Here is an 18,501-nt window from a genome sequence, read left to right on the forward strand (position 1 = left end):
TAATGAAAACTAGCGATAATGATTCCAATTCATCAGGTCGGTTGGAGAAGTACCAGGAGAGAAAACAAAGGAAGAATAGTCGGTATCGAGTTGGACACAAAATTCCTGGGATTAGAAAGCAACAACGCAAACAATTAATTAGAGGATTTTTGCCAATCTTATTATTGTTTATAGTAGTAGCTTTAGTTTCGCTCTATTTGGTACTGCCATACAGTCGGGTTTCATCGATTAACATTCAAACCAATCATCAGTTAAAGGGCGAGAATATTAAAGATCAGATACCATTTCGAGTTGGAGATTCGTTGCTAATGGTAAAGAGAAACAAAGCTAAGGCCCAAAAGTACGTGTTAACTCATAATGCGCAGGTTAAGCACGTTGATTTTTCTTTTAAAAAGCATAATCAATTGATGGTAAGTGTAGATGGATATTCGAATCCGGAGTACATTTTTAAAGCTGGGAAGTATTATCCAGTCTATCCGTCAGGTCATGTTTCCAGCGAAGCAGTTAAAATTGATGATCCTAACAATATCTGCACTGTTTCTGGATTTAAGCCAGGAAATGAAATTAGAAATGTGTTAAAGCAATACAAAAAGATTAGTCCATCAATTAGGAATCAGATTAAAGAGTTAAAAAATGCTAATACTAAAAGCAATCCGGAGCGGATTCAAATTTTGATGAAAGATGGAAATGAGATTTACGTCAAAATCAGTACTATGGCAGATAAGATGGCTTACTATCCTGCAATTGCGAAGAGCCTGAAACAAAAGAGCGTGGTTAACATGGAAGTGGGAGCATATTCCTATCCTTTGGGGGAATGAGAGCTCTTTATTAACGTTCATCATGTGTGTTAAAATTAAGTGAGATTATGGTATATTGGATAATTTGTTTCAATAGACCTTATATGGAGGTTCCAGATAATGAACGATTCAAATTTGTACATTGGTTTAGATATTGGAACTACTTCGATTAAAGTGATTGTGGCTGAAAAAGCTAATGGTCAAATGAATGTAATCGGAGTTGGTAATGAAAAATCAACTGGTGTTAGTCGTGGAGTTATTGTTGATATTGATAAGGCTTCAAATGCTATTGAGCGGGCCGTTAGTCAGGCTGAAGAAAAGGCAAGTGTCAAAATTAGCAATGTAATTGTGGGCATCCCAGCTGATCAGATTAAAATTGATAAATGTTCTGGGATGATTGAACTCCCCGACCAGTCTGAGGAAATCACAAACGATGATGTTGTTGACGTTTCTGAGTCTGCTATTGACACCAACCTTCCACCTGAACGTGAAGTGATCGATCTAACTCCAGATGAATTCATGGTGGACGGCTTTGACGGTATCCAAGATCCACGGGGCATGGTTGGAAATCGTCTGAAAATGAATGGCCGAATGATTAGTGGGCCTAAGACTATTATTCATAATATTAAAAAAGCCGTTACTAATGCTGGCTTGAATATTGAGGCATTGGTTGTCGATCCCCAGGCTGAAGGAAAATATATTTTAAGTGAATCAGAGCAAGAGTTTGGAACAATATTGATTGACCTAGGTGGAGGACAATCAACGGTTGCGGTTATTCATGACTTTGAACTCAAGTACGCCAATGTTGATCTTGAGGGTGGACAATACATAACTAAAGATATTTCTTCAGTATTAAACACTTCTGCCGCTAACGCTGAAAAGTTGAAGCGTGGATATGGATATGCTGATGTTGATCAAGCTAGTGAAGATAATGAGTTTCCAGTCGAAGTTGTTGGCCAAGGACAACCAGTTAATGTAAGTGAGAAATTATTAGCTGAAATTATCGAAGCACGAATCGATCAAATCTTTGGTAGACTCAAAGATGATCTTGATGGAGTTGAGGCATTAAGTCTTCCTGGTGGGATTGTGCTAACCGGTGGAGTAGCTTCTATGCCAGGGATTGCTGAATTAGCCGCTAATACCTTTGGTGTTAATGTCAGGGTTTATATTCCCGACCAAATTGGTTTAAGACATCCCTCACTATCGTTAGCATTATCATTAGTTAATTATGGTGGTAATTTAAGTCAAATTGAACGGTTAGTACGTTCAGCATTTGACCATGGTGAATTCGCCTATAATGACAACGGAAATGCCAGAGAAGTTGAACCTCAATCTAAACCAAGCGTATCTGGATCCATTCCCTTTAAGCAAAAACGTCAGAATAAAACTGCAAAACAAAAACGTGAAAAGAAACCAAAGAGTGATAAGAATTTAGGCGAAAAATTAAGTGGCATTGTACACCACTTTTTCGAGTAACGCGGGGGTATTGATAAAATATGGACTATTCAATGGATGCAAATAAAAATAATGGTGCAACAATTAAGGTCATTGGAGTTGGTGGCGGTGGTGGAAACGCCGTTAATCGAATGATCGAAGAGGGCGTTAAAGGAGTCGAATTTATTGCCGCTAACACCGACCTACAAGCTTTAGGAAGTTCTAAAGCAGAAACTAAGATTAATCTTGGACCCAAGCTCACCAAAGGATTAGGAGCTGGATCAAACCCAGAAGTTGGATCAAAAGCAGCTGAAGAAAGTGAAGAAGCCATTACTGATGCCTTACACGATGCTGACATGGTGTTTGTTACGTCAGGAATGGGCGGAGGAACTGGAACTGGTGCAGCTCCGATTGTTGCCAAAATTGCTAAAGATGCTGGTGCGTTGACAGTTGGAGTTGTGACTCGTCCCTTCGTTTTTGAGGGACCAAAACGTGATCATAACGCTACTGAAGGAATTGAAGCCCTTAAGCAAAACGTTGATACTTTAGTGGTGGTTTCAAATAATCGTTTACTAGATATGGTGGATAAAAAGACTCCAATGATGGAAGCCTTTAAGGATGCCGATGATGTCTTACGTCAGGGTGTTCAAGGAATCACTGATTTAATTACTAGTCCCGGGGTTGTTAATCTGGATTTTGCTGATGTAACAAGTGTAATGCAGAATCAAGGATCCGCTCTTATGGGAGTGGGTGCAGCAACCGGTGAAAACCGAACTGAAGAAGCAACTAAAAAGGCCATTAATTCACCATTATTGGAAGTTTCAATCGACGGAGCTCAACAAGTTTTGCTGAATGTAACTGCTGGACCAGAGTTATCACTTGCTGAGGCACAAGATGCAGCTAATATCGTGTCTGATGCAACGTCAAATGATGTTAACATCTTCTTTGGAACTTCGATCGATGAAAACATGGGGGATGAAGTTAAAGTTTCAGTAGTTGCTACTGGAATTCAGACTGGGGATCCAGACCGTTCTGCTAGCCCAGCACTAACTAGGAAGAATCGTTCGAGTACCTTTGCTAGTCCCAAGACTGATAATGCTACTAAAGATAATTCAGCTGATTCTAGTAATGATGATCCGCTTCACAACTGGGACATTAGTGATAACCAAAACGAAGTTAGAAATGCTGATTCATCAGATAATGACAAGTTTTCGAACGTGGAAAAGCAAGACTTTGAACCATTTGAAGCTGGAAATAATTCTGATTCAAATAATAATGATAGTGGAAACGACAATGATAATGTCCCTCCATTCTTCAGATATCGGAACCGAAATAATAAGCAATAGTATTCGGAGAGGAGCTAGTAATGTCATATAATTTTAAGCGTTTTTTTGGTCTCGATGATAATAACGAGACTTATGAAGACGACGACTCAAACCAAAATAATGTTGATAGCGTTCGATCTGTAAAAAATAATCCGCGTAAGGTCGTATCAATGAGTAAAAGTGATATTTCTAATAGTAAAATTGCTGTTATGGAACCCCGAATTTATGCTGACGCAAAAAGTATTGCCAGTAAATTAATTGGTGGGAATGCTGTAATTGTTAAAATGGACGGGGTTAGTAATGAGTCCGTCAAAAGAATCGTTGATTTTTTAAATGGGACTATTTACGCTATTGATGGAAAAATAAGACGAATTGATGAGAAAATTTTTCTCTGTGCTCCTAACAATTTTGATATTGATGGCGCAATGGACGAAAAGTTCAATAGTCGGTTAGGATGATTTAGTTGATTACAGTAATTAATTGGATTGCACAGATTATTAATTATGCAATTCAGATCTATATGTTGGCAATCGTAATCGATGCTTTACTGACATGGTTTCCAGGTGCCTCACAGTCTCGATTTGGTCAGTTTTTGGGTCGGATTGTGAATCCTTTTTTAGAGTACTTTAATTTTGCTCACATTGGGATGTTAGGATTTGGGCCAATATTGGCCTTAGTTGTACTTCAACTTTTACAGTTTGGGGTAACCTACATTGGAAATATTATCATAAGTTTGGTCGCATAAAATGGGTGTTGAAAAGAATATTGAACAACATTTTAGAAAATCCGAATTACCGTTCCTCCAAACTGCAAGTGATTGGATTGATAGTGCGAATTCTGAGTATCGTCCAGTTCTTACTAGTTTTCTCAACTCAAGGGAGTGCTATTTACTTCAGACTTTGGTAAATCGTTATCCTAGTTTGAAGCTGTCGACGTTTGGTGGATATCAAAATGCTGAGATGAAACGAGGTCTGATTTATCCAGACTATTTTGTGCCGAAGTTTGATGATTATGAATTATCACTAATTGAGATTCAATATCCAGAAAAGTTTGCGTCTATCCACCACAATCAAGTTCTTGGAAGTTTGATGGGAAGTGGAATTGAACGTAAGGTTCTCGGCGATATTTTGACCGACGGAGAACGTTGGCAATTTATTTGTGAGAATGAAATGGCTAAGTATTTGATAAGATCAGTTGATCGTATTGGTAAAGTAAAGGTTGATTTAAGCCAAATTAATTTTAGTCAAATTGTTCAGCAAAAAGATGACTGGATAGTAGATTTTGTTACTTTACCATCATTTCGTTTAGACGTTGTTATTTCGATTGGTTTTCATATCTCTAGAAGTATGGCTAAGAGTCTGATCGAGCATGAAAAAGTTCGCTTAAATTGGTTTGAGTTTACTAAATCAAATTATGAAATTAAAGTTTCTGATATGATTTCTGTCAGAGGATACGGTAGAATAAAGGTAGTGGGATACAATGGCCACTCGAAAAAGGGAAAATTAAAAGCTGAATTAAACGTAATAAAAAATAAATGAGGAGGGATATTATGACGCTAACGGCTCAAGATATTCATGATAAAAAGTTTTCACTAAAAATGAGAGGATACAGCATTGATGAAGTCAATGACTTTTTAGATCAACTCACTAAAGATTACCAAATTCTGCAAGATGAGAATGAGGAGCTTAAAAGATCATTAAAGAAAACCAAAAAAGACCTCACTTACTATGATGACCTAAAGAATTCTTTGAACCAATCGATTTTAGTTGCCCAAGAAGCAGCTGATAAGGTTAAAAAGGATGCAGAAAGTGATGCAAATGAAATCAAACAAAAGGCTCAAGAGCAAGCCGATTCTATTTTAACTGAAGCTACTGCTCAATCAAATGAAATCATGGGTAACACTTCGAAACAGGCTCAAAGTCTTTCGATTGCGACTGATGATTTTAGAAATAGTGTGAAGGATTTCCGTCAAAAGATGATTGGAATGCTTAAAAGTCAGTTAGACTTTGCCCAGAGTGAAGATTGGAATAAATTACTCGATTCAAGTAATTTTAGCAATTATGATGAGATTCAAGATGCTGTGAAGAATCTTGACAAGCAGGCTATTGGCAGTGTAAACTCATCTAGTAATGATTCTTCAAAGGGTGATCAATTTGTTGTGGAGTCGGTTTCAGGACCATACACGGATCCGACAGTTGAAATTTATCCCAATGATAAGCTACATAAATAATGATAGATTGAAGATAGAAAGTTGCTAATGGTCTTTTCAGCGAATTAGGGTTAGTGTGAGCCTAAAAAAGTAATTATTAGCAAAAGATCACTTCGTTAATAGTCTATGATGCAATGAGAAAATTAACGGTTGTTAATTTTGAATTTGGGTGGTACCACGAAGACTTCGTCCCTATTAGGATGAGGTCTTTTTATTTTGAGGAGGATACTATGAGAATTAAGGATACGCTAAACTTGGGTAAAACTAAGTTTAAAATGAGAGGAAATCTTCCCGTTAAAGAGGTTGAACGGGAAAAAGTATGGGAAGATAATCAACTTTATCAACAACGGCAAAAACTGAATGAAGGCAAACCATCGTTTGTATTACACGATGGACCTCCGTATGCTAACGGTGATATCCATATGGGACACGCCATGAATAAAATCACCAAAGACATTATTGTTCGATTTAAATCCATGAATGGATACCGTGCTCCTTATGTTCCGGGATGGGATACTCATGGACTACCAATTGAACAGCAACTTAAAAAGAAGGGCTATAATCGCAAAGAGATGTCTACGAATGATTTTCGTAAACTTTGTCACGATTATGCCTTAAAACAAGTTGACCAACAGCGTGATGAATTCAAACGTTTAGGCGTTTCAGCGGACTGGGATAATCCATACCTTACTTTAATGCCCGAATATGAAGCGGCTGAAGTACGTGTTTTTGGTAAAATGGCTGATCGAGGCTTGATTTATAAAGGACTCAAGCCGGTAATTTGGTCTTGGTCATCGGAATCCGCACTAGCGGAAGCAGAAGTTGAGTATCATGATGTGACTTCTCCGTCGGCATTTTTTGCTGAAAAAGTGATTGATGGAAATGGAATTTTAGATGATGATACTTATATGGTTGTCTGGACTACGACGCCCTGGACGATTCCTGGTTCTGAGGGAATTACCGTTGAACCCGACTTTAACTATTCGATTATTCAACACGATGATGACCCGAAAAAATATGTTATCGGAACCGATTTGCTTGATAAAGACGCAGAAATGTTCGGCTGGGAAGATATCAAAACCTTAAAGACGGTCAAAGGGAAGGATTTAAACAACATTAAAGCCCAACATCCGTTTGATAAAGACCGTCAATTGGTTGTAATGAACGGCGATTTTGTTACTAATGACTCCGGAACTGGGTTAGTTCACACTGCTCCTGGGTTTGGTGAGGACGACTATAACATTGGGATGCAGTACGGCTTGAATGTGTTTGCACCCGTGAATGCTAAGGGGTATCTTACTAAAGAAGCCGGTCCTGATTTTGAAGGTGTCTTTTATGAGGATGCTAACCAAATTGCTTTGGATAAGTTAAAAAAGCAGGGACAGTTAATTCATTACATGCCTTATAAACATAGTTATCCCTTTGACTGGCGAACCAAAAAGCCGGTCATTTATCGTGCTACCCCACAGTGGTTTGCCTCAGTTGATAAGATTAGAAAAGAAATCTTGGATGCCCTCGATACGGTTGGATTTAACCCTGATTGGGGCCAAAAGCGACTCTATAACATGATTCGTGATCGTGGTGACTGGGTCATTTCTAGACAGCGAGTTTGGGGAGTTCCACTACCAATTTTCTATGGTGAAGATGGAGAACCAATCATTACTGATGAGACGATTGAACACGTTGCTAGTTTGTTTGGTAAATATGGCTCCGATATTTGGTTTGAAAGGGAAGCCAATGATCTTTTACCAGACGGATTTACTAGTGAGCATTCACCAAATGGTAAGTTTACCAAAGAAAATGACATTATGGATGTTTGGTTCGATTCGGGTACTTCTCATCAGGGCGTTTTGGCGGAACGACCTGAATTGACGTATCCATCTGATCTCGTTGTTGAAGGATCCGATCAATACCGTGGTTGGTTTAACTCTAGTCTGATTACAAGTGTTGCCTATGCCGACATTGCACCTTACAAACATGTTTTATCACAAGGATTTACCCTGGATAAAAAAGGTCACAAAATGAGTAAATCACTTGGAAATACGATCGCCCCAAGTGATGTTATCAAGCAAATGGGAGCTGACATTGTTCGTTTGTGGGTTACCACTGTTGATACTTCAGCTGATGTGCGGGTATCAATGGGTAATTTTAAAGTCGTTTCTGATAGTTATAAAAAGATCAGAAATACAATTCGGTATATGTTAGCTAATACAAGTGATTTTGATTCAGAATCAGATTCGGTTAAGTATGAAGACATGAACCATGCTGATCAGTACATGATGCTTCGCCTGAATCAATTAATTAAAAACATTAAAGATGACTACAACAAGTACGATTTTATGAGTATTAACAAGGAGTTACTGTCATTTATTACTAGTGATTTGTCGGCTTTCTACTTGGATTTTGCAAAAGATATTTTGTACATTGATCCCAAGAATGGTCACAGACGCCGTTCAATGCAAACGGTTTTATACGAGGTCCTAGTTGCTTTAACGAAATTAATGACTCCAATCATCCCCCACACGACCGAGGAAATTTGGAATTTCTTAAATGAACCAGAAGAGTTTGTTCAGTTGGCTGAAATGCCAGAAGTTAAGCACTTTGACAATGAAGATGAAATTAGGCATCAGTGGGATCAATTTATGAAGTTGAGAAAGAACGTGTTGAAAGCCATGGAACTGGCTCGAGATAGTAAAGTCATTGGTAAACCATCTGAAGCTAAATTGACTTTGTATGTTGATGATGCAACTAGGAAGCTGTTTAACGATTTAGATGTGGATATTGCTCAAATCTTGATGGTTTCTCAATTAGATGTTAAATCAATTGATGAAGTTGACCCAGATGCAGATCGATTTGATGATAATTTAGCAATTAAAGTAGAGCATGCCAAAGGTGAGACCTGTGTTCGTTGTCGTCTCATTAAGCAGGATGTTGGTTCTGACCCAGCTTACCCAGAGTTCTGTGGTCGTTGTGCTAAGATTGTTAAAGAAGAGTTTCCAGAAACGGCAACAGACGGATTTGAAGAAAAGTAATGGAATCGGGATTTGATCCCGATTTTTTATTAACAAAGGGGTAAAACGAAATGAAAGGTACGATTAAAAGTTACGAAAGGGATAAGGGATTTGGGTACATTGGGGTTCCTAATTCTGATGACATTTTCATGCATATTACTGGGATTATTTCTGGAAATCCAAAGCAAATTAAGCCCGGTGATCAAGTTGATTTTGTGAAAGCCATGGGACAACACGGCTTTCAGGCTGCTAAGGTAGTTTTACATCAAGATTGAAGCAATTGCATTGGGGTTATATTATGGTTAAACTATTTTTGGAAGGTGATTATTATGGATTTTGAAGAAAAAGTAATTAGTAGTAAACCGGTTTATAATGGACCAATTGCTCAAGTAGAAGAACAGCAAGTTAAGCTTCCAAATGGACAGTTAGCCTCTAGAGAGATTATTCACCACTGTAAATCAGTAGCAATGCTTGCAATCACCTCAGACAATAAAATGATTTTAGAGAAACAATGGCGCGCCCCAGCAAAACAAGTGATGATTGAAATCCCTGCAGGTAAATTGGATGATCGCGACAATGATTCACCGATTCATGCCGTTAAAAGGGAATTAAATGAAGAAGTTCGATATAACGCTAAGGAAATTAAAGAGCTTTATTCATTTTATCCATCAGTTGGAATTTCTGATGAGTATATGTATTTGTACTTAGTGGAGGGATTAACCCCAGTGAAGACAAAGTTACCTAGAGATCCTGGTGAATTTTTAGAAATTAATGAGTATACGCTAGATGAAGCCAAACAAATGATGAAAAGTGGCAAAATCATTGATGCTAAGACAATTATGGCAATCCAATACTGGGAACTGATGCAGAAATAGGCGGTCAATATATGGTAGTTAATGATAGGGAAAAAGATCGGTCTGAAATGACTAGATCTGAGTATCAGCGCATGTATGGTGATAGTGGGAGAAGAGATCCCCGTACTCGTTATGATAATGAATCAGAAAATCAAGAGACTCGGCATGCCCGTTTGAAAAAGCGAAGCTGGTTTGACCGATTGTTTCATCGTGCTAATAAGGGTCAATCCGATGAATCTTCGGGGAATTATTATACCGATCAACCGGACTCATATGAAAGAGAAAGACAAGATGCTTCTGAGTACAAACGTAAACGACTCGGAAGAAGATTGAATATCGTTATATTATTATTATTGTTATTAATTGTGCTCGTGCTAGCAATTATGAGATTCGTTGGATAATTTAGGAGAATTTGGGAAAATGAAAACATTTGGAATTATTTGTGCAATGGATGAAGAAATTAAATCTTTAAAATCAGCATTAAAAAATGAGAGAGAAAAAGATATTAATGGCATCAAGTTTTATGAAGGGACCATCGATGGTCAAAAAGTTGTCTTAGTAAAATCTGGGATTGGCAAAGTTGAAGCAGGAATTACAGCGGCCCTTTTACTTGAGAATTTTGATGTTGATGTAATCATTCATTCTGGATCAGCAGCTGGCATTGGGGAAGGACTGAGCGTTGGTGATTTAGTAATCTCCACTCAAACTGCTTATCATGACGTTGATGCTACTGCTGCAGGATATGAATACGGTCAATTACCCGGTCAGCCAGCTCGATTTGACGCTTCTAACACTTGGATTAATAAAATTACCGATGCTTCAAAAGATACCGGAATTAACCCTAAAAAGGGTTTGATTGTTACCGGAGATCAATTCATTGCTGGACAAAAAATGATCGATGAAATTCTGAAAAACTTTCCAGATGCCTTATCGGCCGAGATGGAAGGCGCTGCAGTAGGACAAGTTGCCCACCAGTTTAATATTCCGTACGTCGTTATTAGAGCGATGTCAGATGTTGGTGATGAAAACGCTAATCAGAGTTTTGATGAGTTTGTTGTTGACGCCGGAAAACGTTCGGCACAGATGCTATTAAATTTATTTAAGAATACTAAAGAAGCTCAGAGGGATGATTTAATTGGGTGAGATCTATTTAGATAACGCCGCAACCACACCAGTCTCCAGTGAAGTGTTGGATGACATGTACGATAAGTTTAAAAATAACTTTGGAAACGCTTCTACTTTGTATCAACTTGGAAGACAATCCAAAGAAATTTTGGAAGATAGTCGACACGTGATTGCTAAAAGTATTAATGCGGACGATAACGAAATCGTATTTACAAGTGGTGGAACCGAAAGTGATAACACGGCAGTAATTAGAACCGCTGAGGCTCGAAATAGTTTTGGTAATCACATTATTACAACTGCAATTGAACATGAAGCAATTTTAAAGCCAATGAAATATTTAGAAGATCATGGATTTAGAGTTACTTATTTACCGGTTGACAAGCAAGGTAATATTTCTTTAACTGATCTGAAGAATGCGCTTGATGATGACACGATTTTGGTTTCAATCATGATGGGAAATAATGAAGTGGGTAGTAAGAATCCGATTCATGAAATTGGGGAACTACTTAAAGATCATCAGGCTTGGTTTCATACTGATGCTGTGCAAGCTTATGGTCTACTTGATATTGATGTCAAAAGGGATCATATTGATTTACTATCTACATCGGCTCATAAGTTAAATGGTCCAAAAATGATTGGTTTTTTGTATCGACGAAATGGAATTAATTTTACCAGTTATATTATGGGTGGCGATCAGGAAGACAAACGACGTGCCGGAACCGAAAATATTCCCCAAATATCAGGATTTGCTACGGCCGTTAGAAACCTTCCTAGTGAAAAGAAAAAGCAACGAAGAGAAGATTTTATGCGATTTAAGCGCGAAGTGGTTGATGGATTAACTAATAACGGAATTGACATTGATGTAAACGGATCGATGAGTGATACCCTGCCACACGTTTTAAACATTTGGATCAAGGGAATTTCTACCTATGTTATGCAGACTAATTTAGATTTAGCGGGGATTGCCGTGTCGGGTGGATCAGCATGTACCGCTGGTAGTTTAGAACCTTCTCATGTCTTAACTGCAATGTTTGGAAAAGATAGTCCTAGACTTTCAGAATCCATTCGAGTTAGTTTTGGGGCATATACCACTGATGAAGACATTCAAAAATTAGTTACTGAGATTACGGCGATTGTTCATCGCTTGAAGAAGGGAAACAAGAAGTAATGGCATTTTCAAAGGTAGTCCAGTTAAAGGGTGGAACTGACAAATATGAGTTGAACCCAGAAATCAAACAATACACTTTACTTGACCTTGGTTTTAACACCACTAAAAGTGGCAATTTTTCCTATAAGAAATCCATTGACCCTGAGTTCCCATTCAATAAAAGGGCGATCAAGCTTAAGATTACAATCAATTCTGATATGAGTGAATTTAAGATGGCAGTCGTTGATGGTAATGAAATGAATGATGTGGATATCTTTTCTAATGATAATCATCAAGAAGAACGTGATCAGTTTAATTTCATTATGCAGAATATGATTTTAAGAAAAGTATTTCAAAAAGTGTAGAAGAGTGAAAAGTTGCAAGAATGTTAGTTAGTAGAGTATGATAGTAAATACTGGAATTGCGACCTTCAAATCGTAGATTTTCAGAATCTAAAGAATGATGGTGATGTTATGCAAGATAACAGTAAAACACGTGTTGTTGTTGGTATGAGTGGTGGAGTTGACTCTTCAGTTGCCGCCTACCTCTTAAAACAACAGGGATACGATGTGGTTGGAGTCTTCATGAAGAACTGGGATGACACCGATGCTGATGGTGTTTGTACCGCTACTGAAGACTACAAGGATGTTGCTCATGTTGCTAACGAAATCGGCATCCCATATTATTCTGTTAACTTTGAACATGAGTATTGGGACCGGGTCTTCAAGTATTTCTTAGCGGAATACAAACGCGGACGTACTCCTAATCCTGATGTAATTTGTAATACTGAGATTAAGTACAAAGCTTTTCTCGAGTATGCAATGGATCTTGGTGCCGATTATATTGCAATGGGGCATTATGCTCAGTTGAAACGTGATAAAGAAGGACACAACCACTTATTACGTTCCACAGATCTTAATAAAGATCAAACTTACTTTTTAAGTCAACTTTCAGCGGATCAATTGGATCGAGTAATGTTTCCAGTTGGTGGAATGACTAAACCTGAGGTTAGAAAAATTGCTAAAGAAGCTAACCTTTGGGTAGCCGACAAAAAGGATTCAATGGGAGTTTGTTTCATTGGTCCAAACAACTTTAATAATTTTCTTAGCAAATACCTTCCTGCTAAACCAGGTAAAATGATGACCTTTGATGGTGAAGTTAAGGGTCATCATAATGGGCTGATGTATTATACAATTGGTCAGAGGAAAGGTCTCGGTATTGGTGGAGATGGTTATGATAATCGACCTTGGTTTGTTGTTGGTAAGGATCTTTCTAAGAATATTCTGTACGTTGGAAAGGGTTATGACAATGAACATTTATATGCTGATTATTTAACTGCTTCTGGTCTTTCTTGGATTGATTCCAATACGCGAGGAAATGATTTTCACTGCACGGCTAAGTTTAGGTATCGTCAAAAGGATACTGGGGTTACCGTTCATATTGATGACGATAATAATCATGTTAAGGTAACTTTTGATGAACCAGTTCGGTCAATTACTCCCGGACAGGCAGTGGTTTTTTATGACGGTCAAGAATGTTTAGGAACCGCTACGATTGATGCCGCGTTTAAAAATGATCATGAACTACAATATGTATAATATTTAAACAAAGTTCGACTCGTTTTGAGTCGGACTTTTTTGATAATTTAATTCTAAACTGGCATAATAAAGCTATATCAATGTGTGTGAGGGATTTAAATGAGACTTTATTTTGTGAGACATGGGAAGACCGAATGGAATCTTGAAAGTAGGTATCAAGGTGCCGGAGGTGATTCACCGCTTCTTGACGAAAGTTACCATGAAATGGATCAAGCGGGTAAATTTCTTTCTGGTGTTCAATTTGCACATATTTATGCAAGCCCTATCAAAAGAGCACGAATTACTGCTTTCCATATTCAAAAATGGTTAAAATCTCCAGTCTCCATTTCACTGGACAGTCGCTTGGAAGAGTTTCATCTCGGTAAGATGGAAGGGATGAAATTTACTGATGTGCAAAAGAAATTCCCAGAAGAATTTGATGCCTTTCGTAACCATCCAGATCAATATCGTCCTGAAACGATTGGTGGGGAGGATTTCCCTGAATTAATCAAACGAATGCAAGGTAAAATTAATGAAATTACGCAAAATTATAGTAATAACGATAATATCTTAATTGTTAGTCATGGAGCAGCTCTAAATGCTTTGATTAATTCATTATTAGGAATCCCTCTGAGAGATTTACGGAAACGTGGTGGATTGGCTAATACAAGTACTACCGTTATTGAAACTAGTAATCATGGCAAAACGTATCGATTGGTGGATTGGAATGACACCAGTTATTTAGATAGGGAAATTGAAAAATCAGATTTAGTGTAATAGGAGTAAGGCTATGACAGATAATGGACGAGAAAATAAACCAACGGAAGATCCCCGTCAAAAGCAAGCGGGGGAAACACTTCATAAGTTAGTAAAAGATATTGATGATCACCCCAAGGACTACCGAACTTACTATGATTTAAGTGTGTTTTTAGTTGAGCTTAAAAGTTATACCCAGGCTGAAGAGTTATTAATGAAGGCTTTGGGTTTATTTGGCGATTCAAATAAAAAAGCAAAAAGCACGCTGTTATATGGTTTAGGTAACGTATATTATTCTGCTGGTGAATATGAAAAAGCCATTCAACAATTTCAGCAGGTGAATGATCCTGAGTTAAAAAAAGACGCTTACGTGATGTTGGCTCAAAGTTATATGGGGAAAAAGGACTATAAGAGAGCTTTAGTGTTTTTATTAACGGCTCAAGAATTAGCAAAGCAAGATTCTGAAATTAATCGAATGATGGGGGAGTGCCTAATGGCACTTGGTGATTTCGATCAAGCAGCCGATTTTTACGATCGAGTTCTAAAAAGTAATCCAAATGATGGGAAAGCTAATTTCGATCGGGGATTAATTGCGATGGTGATTGGTGAACCATTTGATGATTATTTCAAGAAAGCCGAAAAGTACGATAAGAAAAATTTTGATGCCAAACAAAGTCAGATAAAAGACATTGAAAAAGTCGTTAAATTAAATAAACAAAAAAATGAGCACCCTGATGACTCGAAACCAAATGATTCCAAAAAATAGGAGAAAATAATTGTCTGAATCCATGGATTTATTTCAAACGAACGAAAAATTGAATAATTCATCTCAAAACGAGCAACCATTTGTGAAGGGACAAGTTCAGACAACTTTTTTTGAAAGTTCAGATAGTTTCTACAAAGTTTTGCTGGTAAAGGTTAATGAAACCAATGTAGATTGGCATGAAGATGAAATTGTTATCACTGGTAACTTTGCGGATATTAGTGATGATATCACCTATCGTTTTATTGGTAAGTTGGTTGACCATCCCAAGTATGGAAAGCAATTTCAAGCTGAAAACTACGAGCGGGTTGGTCAAACTTCCAAAAAGGGTTTGGTTAATTATTTATCAGGTGATGAATTTACTGGTATCGGGCCGAAGACTGCCGAAAAAGTTGTTAACAAATTGGGAACGAATTTAATTGAGAAGGTTTTAGAAAACCCGGCGGTTTTAAATTCAGTTGGATTAACCAAGAAGCAAAAGGATGTAATTACAAAAGTAATTCACGAAAATAATGGGGTTGAACAAACCATCGTTGGGCTGAATAGTTATGGCTTCGGCAGTAGCTTAGCTTCTGCCATCTTTAAAAAGTATAAAGAGCAGGCTTTAGAAGTCATTAAGAATAATCCTTACCAACTCGTTGAAGATATTTCTGGAATTAGCTTTAAGCGTGCTGATCGAATTGCGAATAAGGTTGGAGTAGATTACAACGATAAAGGACGGTTGCGTGCCGGATTACTGACAGCTCTTGACTCTTTATCCATTAAAAGTGGTAATACGTATTCTGACACTAGAGAATTGATGCAAGAAAGCACTCGAATTCTTGAAACCGATCGAACGCAGAGTATTGACGATAAGAAGTTAGGTGAAGAATTGTATGATTTAGCTAAAGACCAAAAAATTGTCGTTGATGAAGATAAAATTTATTTAAAAAATCTATACGATGACGAGATACGCATTGCTGAAAACATCAAGCGAATTGAGCAGGGTGGCAAAAAGGCGGAGGATCAACCTAATGATTTTTCTAAGATAATTGGCAAAGTTGAGAGTGAGGTCGGAATTGAGTATGACGACTCTCAGAAAAAAGCCATTAATGAAGCAATGATAAACCCTGCATTTTTGCTTACTGGTGGTCCTGGAACTGGGAAAACGACTATTATCAACGGAATTGTTAGAACGTTTGCCAAAGCTAATGATTTATCTTTAGATATTAATGACTATAAAGAACAAGCATATCCAGTATTATTAGCAGCTCCTACTGGGCGAGCTGCCAAGAAAATGAGTGAGTCAACTAAAATTCCTGCCAGTACCATTCATCGCTTGCTAGGTCTTACTGGTCATGGCGATGAAGAAGCTGCCAATGATTTGGAGGGTGGTTTGTTAATCGTTGATGAAATGTCGATGGTGGATACAGACTTATTTAAAATTTTATGCCAGGCGGTTCCAAACGGTATGAAGGTGATCTTTGTTGGTGATAAAGATCAGTTACCGTCGGTTGGTCCCGGTCAGGTTTTTTATGATTTACTCCGTTCTCACACAATTCCTAGCGTGGAATTAAACCAAATTCATCGTCAAAATGACGGATCAACCATTGTAGAATTAGCCCATGATATCAAGAATGGTGAGATGCCCAAAACACTTTTAAAAAACCAAAGGGATCGTAGCTTTATTAATTGTAATACCCAACAAGTTGATTCGGTAATTAAGCAGATTGTTAATAAGGCCAAAACGAAAGGATTTAGTTCTACGGATGTACAAGTACTGGCTCCAATGTATCGTGGAACTGCAGGGATTGATCGTTTAAACGTTGAGATTCAAAACATTATGAATCCTAAAACGGCTGACTCTCAGAAAGAAGTTGACTTTAGGGGAACCACTTATCGAATTGGCGATAAGGTTCTTCAACTTGTAAATGTCCCTGAGAATAACATTTTTAACGGTGATATTGGTAAAGTCGTTGGAATTGAAGTTAATAGCGATAATAAGCATTATCTAGATAAACTGGTCATTGCGTTTGATCAAAATGAGGTTACCTATACTCGAAATGACTGGAATCAGTTAACACTTGCCTACTGTACCTCGATTCATAAAGCTCAGGGTAGTGAGTTCGAAATGGTTATCTTACCGATTGTTCCTCAGTATAAGAGGATGCTTAAAAGGAATTTATTGTATACTGCAGTTACTAGAGCTTCGAAAATGTTGATTATGATTGGAGATCCAAATTCATTTGAAGAATGTATTGAAAATGAATCGGTTAATCGGAAAACGACTTTGAAGCAACGGTTACAATACGTGATTGACGAAGAGTTTACTCCAAAGGTAATTGGAAATTCAAAAAAGGGTAGACCGACTTTTAAAAAGAAAACTCCCTCAGATTTTATTTTATCGGAGGATCAGATTATTGAAAATACAATTGATCCCATGATTGGGATGCAGGGAATTACCCCTCAAAATTTTAATAATGATAAATGAATTAAATTCGATTATAATGTAGGTAGTAATTAGTTGGTTATGAGGGGAAACTTGATGGTGAAAACAAAAAAAGAAAAAAAGTCGGCAAAGATATTTGCGTTGAATTCGAATCATCCGTTAGCAGAAAAGATTTCTGAATATAGTGGAATGGACCTTGGTAAAGCAACCATTAATCATTTTAGTGATGGTGAAATTCAAATTTCAATTGATGAAAGTATTCGTGGAGATGATGTGTACATCGTTCAATCGCTTTCTGATCCTGTTAATGATAATTTGATGGAACTGATGATTATGATTGATGCGGTTCGAAGAACTAGTCCCCATGCTATTAACGTGGTAATCCCGTACTATGGATATTCAAGATCTGACCGAAAGGCGCGTTCCAGAGAACCAATTACTGCAAAATTAATTGCTACCTTTCTTGAATCTAGTGCGGTAGATCGAGTGATTACTCTTGATTTGCATGCGGCACAAATTCAGGGATTTTTTGATATCCCAGTTGATCACTTACGGTCACTTGAGTTAATGGGTAATTACCTAAAAGAACATGATATTAGTAATGACGCCGTTGTGGTTTCACCCGATTATAATAGTGTCGCCAAGGCACGAGGAATGGCTGGCTACTTGAACCTTCCGATTGCAATTGTTGATAATCGAAATCCTGAGGATCTAAGTCAGGTTCCTAGTACGATTATTGGTGATGTAAAGGGTAAAAAGGCAATTGTTGTTGATGATATGATTGTGACGGGTGAGAAGATGAAAATCACTGCTCAAGCGATTATGAATGCGGGAGCAAAAGCAGTTTATGTAGTTGCTACTCATCCTGTTCTTACTGAAGAAGCGAGACAAAACCTTTCCGATCCAGCCATTAAACAGGTGATCGTTTCCGATTCAATTGTCGTTCCACAGAATAAGAGAATTGATAAAATGGTGATCGTTTCAGTTGGCAAGCTGATTGGTGATGCCTTAAAATTAATTGAGAACGAACAATCAACAAGTAAATTGTTTAAGTAATATAAATTTGGAGGGATTC

Annotated in this window: 19 protein-coding genes; all 19 read left to right on the top strand. The window is 37.6% G+C overall.

The genetic code is table 11. The features are described 5' to 3' along the window. Nucleotides 1-2: 2 nt before the first annotated feature. The 19 genes from AC6UDG_RS03065 to AC6UDG_RS03155 all read left to right on the top strand — a co-directional run bounded on the left by AC6UDG_RS03065 (nucleotide 3) and on the right by AC6UDG_RS03155 (nucleotide 18,482). On the top strand, nucleotides 3-818 hold the full coding sequence (locus tag AC6UDG_RS03065) for a cell division protein FtsQ/DivIB (protein WP_500706364.1): 816 nt from the start codon (nucleotides 3-5) through the stop codon (nucleotides 816-818). Nucleotides 819-917: 99 nt separating this feature from the next. Further along, complete coding sequence (ftsA, locus tag AC6UDG_RS03070; protein WP_500706365.1) at nucleotides 918-2,273, top strand: cell division protein FtsA; 1,356 nt, start codon at nucleotides 918-920, stop codon at nucleotides 2,271-2,273. 20 nt (nucleotides 2,274-2,293) lie between these two features. Beyond that, on the top strand, nucleotides 2,294-3,577 hold the full coding sequence (ftsZ, locus tag AC6UDG_RS03075) for a cell division protein FtsZ (protein ID WP_500706367.1): 1,284 nt from the start codon (nucleotides 2,294-2,296) through the stop codon (nucleotides 3,575-3,577). 20 nt (nucleotides 3,578-3,597) lie between these two features. Beyond that, on the top strand, nucleotides 3,598-4,014 hold the full coding sequence (locus tag AC6UDG_RS03080; RefSeq protein ID WP_500693927.1) for a cell division protein SepF: 417 nt from the start codon (nucleotides 3,598-3,600) through the stop codon (nucleotides 4,012-4,014). A 5-nt stretch (nucleotides 4,015-4,019) separates the two neighbouring features. Next, a complete protein-coding gene (locus AC6UDG_RS03085; RefSeq protein ID WP_500699379.1) occupies nucleotides 4,020-4,301 on the top strand; it encodes a YggT family protein in 282 nt (93 codons plus the stop codon). Between the two features lies 1 nt (nucleotide 4,302). Then, nucleotides 4,303-5,094, top strand: coding sequence for a YlmH family RNA-binding protein (locus tag AC6UDG_RS03090; RefSeq protein WP_500696592.1), 792 nt, complete (start codon nucleotides 4,303-4,305; stop codon nucleotides 5,092-5,094). 11 nt (nucleotides 5,095-5,105) lie between these two features. Further along, nucleotides 5,106-5,786 (top strand): DivIVA domain-containing protein, encoded by a 681-nt coding sequence (locus tag AC6UDG_RS03095; RefSeq protein WP_500693925.1) that lies wholly within the window; start codon nucleotides 5,106-5,108, stop codon nucleotides 5,784-5,786. 209 nt (nucleotides 5,787-5,995) lie between these two features. Beyond that, nucleotides 5,996-8,797 carry an isoleucine--tRNA ligase gene (gene ileS, locus AC6UDG_RS03100; RefSeq protein ID WP_500706368.1) on the top strand — a complete coding sequence of 934 codons (2,802 nt, stop codon included), beginning with the start codon at nucleotides 5,996-5,998 and terminating at the stop codon, nucleotides 8,795-8,797. A 50-nt stretch (nucleotides 8,798-8,847) separates the two neighbouring features. Beyond that, nucleotides 8,848-9,051, top strand: coding sequence for a cold-shock protein (locus tag AC6UDG_RS03105; protein ID WP_500706369.1), 204 nt, complete (start codon nucleotides 8,848-8,850; stop codon nucleotides 9,049-9,051). Nucleotides 9,052-9,105: 54 nt separating this feature from the next. Beyond that, a complete protein-coding gene (locus AC6UDG_RS03110) occupies nucleotides 9,106-9,651 on the top strand; it encodes an NUDIX hydrolase (protein ID WP_500693922.1) in 546 nt (181 codons plus the stop codon). An 11-nt stretch (nucleotides 9,652-9,662) separates the two neighbouring features. Further along, the gene (locus AC6UDG_RS03115) at nucleotides 9,663-10,031 is read left to right on the top strand and encodes a hypothetical protein (protein WP_500706370.1); all 369 of its coding nucleotides are present in this window, start codon (nucleotides 9,663-9,665) and stop codon (nucleotides 10,029-10,031) included. Nucleotides 10,032-10,050: 19 nt separating this feature from the next. Then, complete coding sequence (locus AC6UDG_RS03120; RefSeq protein WP_500693920.1) at nucleotides 10,051-10,773, top strand: 5'-methylthioadenosine/adenosylhomocysteine nucleosidase; 723 nt, start codon at nucleotides 10,051-10,053, stop codon at nucleotides 10,771-10,773. Next, on the top strand, nucleotides 10,766-11,923 hold the full coding sequence (locus tag AC6UDG_RS03125) for a cysteine desulfurase family protein (protein WP_500706371.1): 1,158 nt from the start codon (nucleotides 10,766-10,768) through the stop codon (nucleotides 11,921-11,923). Before AC6UDG_RS03120 ends, AC6UDG_RS03125 begins: the two co-directional genes overlap by 8 nt. Then, nucleotides 11,923-12,267 (top strand): hypothetical protein, encoded by a 345-nt coding sequence (locus AC6UDG_RS03130; protein ID WP_500706372.1) that lies wholly within the window; start codon nucleotides 11,923-11,925, stop codon nucleotides 12,265-12,267. The genes AC6UDG_RS03125 and AC6UDG_RS03130 overlap by 1 nt, the downstream gene beginning before the upstream one ends. A 108-nt stretch (nucleotides 12,268-12,375) precedes the next feature. After that, complete coding sequence (mnmA, locus tag AC6UDG_RS03135; RefSeq protein ID WP_500693917.1) at nucleotides 12,376-13,500, top strand: tRNA 2-thiouridine(34) synthase MnmA; 1,125 nt, start codon at nucleotides 12,376-12,378, stop codon at nucleotides 13,498-13,500. A gap of 99 nt (nucleotides 13,501-13,599) precedes the next feature. Next, nucleotides 13,600-14,256 (top strand): histidine phosphatase family protein, encoded by a 657-nt coding sequence (locus AC6UDG_RS03140; RefSeq protein WP_500706373.1) that lies wholly within the window; start codon nucleotides 13,600-13,602, stop codon nucleotides 14,254-14,256. Between the two features lie 13 nt (nucleotides 14,257-14,269). Next, nucleotides 14,270-15,001: a tetratricopeptide repeat protein gene (locus AC6UDG_RS03145; RefSeq protein WP_500706374.1), complete on the top strand. Its 732-nt coding sequence runs from the start codon at nucleotides 14,270-14,272 to the stop codon at nucleotides 14,999-15,001. A 10-nt stretch (nucleotides 15,002-15,011) separates the two neighbouring features. After that, entirely contained in the window at nucleotides 15,012-17,468 is a 2,457-nt protein-coding gene (recD2, locus tag AC6UDG_RS03150) for an SF1B family DNA helicase RecD2 (RefSeq protein ID WP_500706375.1), read from the top strand. A 54-nt stretch (nucleotides 17,469-17,522) separates the two neighbouring features. Then, on the top strand, nucleotides 17,523-18,482 hold the full coding sequence (locus tag AC6UDG_RS03155) for a ribose-phosphate diphosphokinase (protein ID WP_500706376.1): 960 nt from the start codon (nucleotides 17,523-17,525) through the stop codon (nucleotides 18,480-18,482). Nucleotides 18,483-18,501: the final 19 nt, after the last annotated feature.

This window comes from Fructilactobacillus sp. X2R1C1, assembly GCF_059901435.1.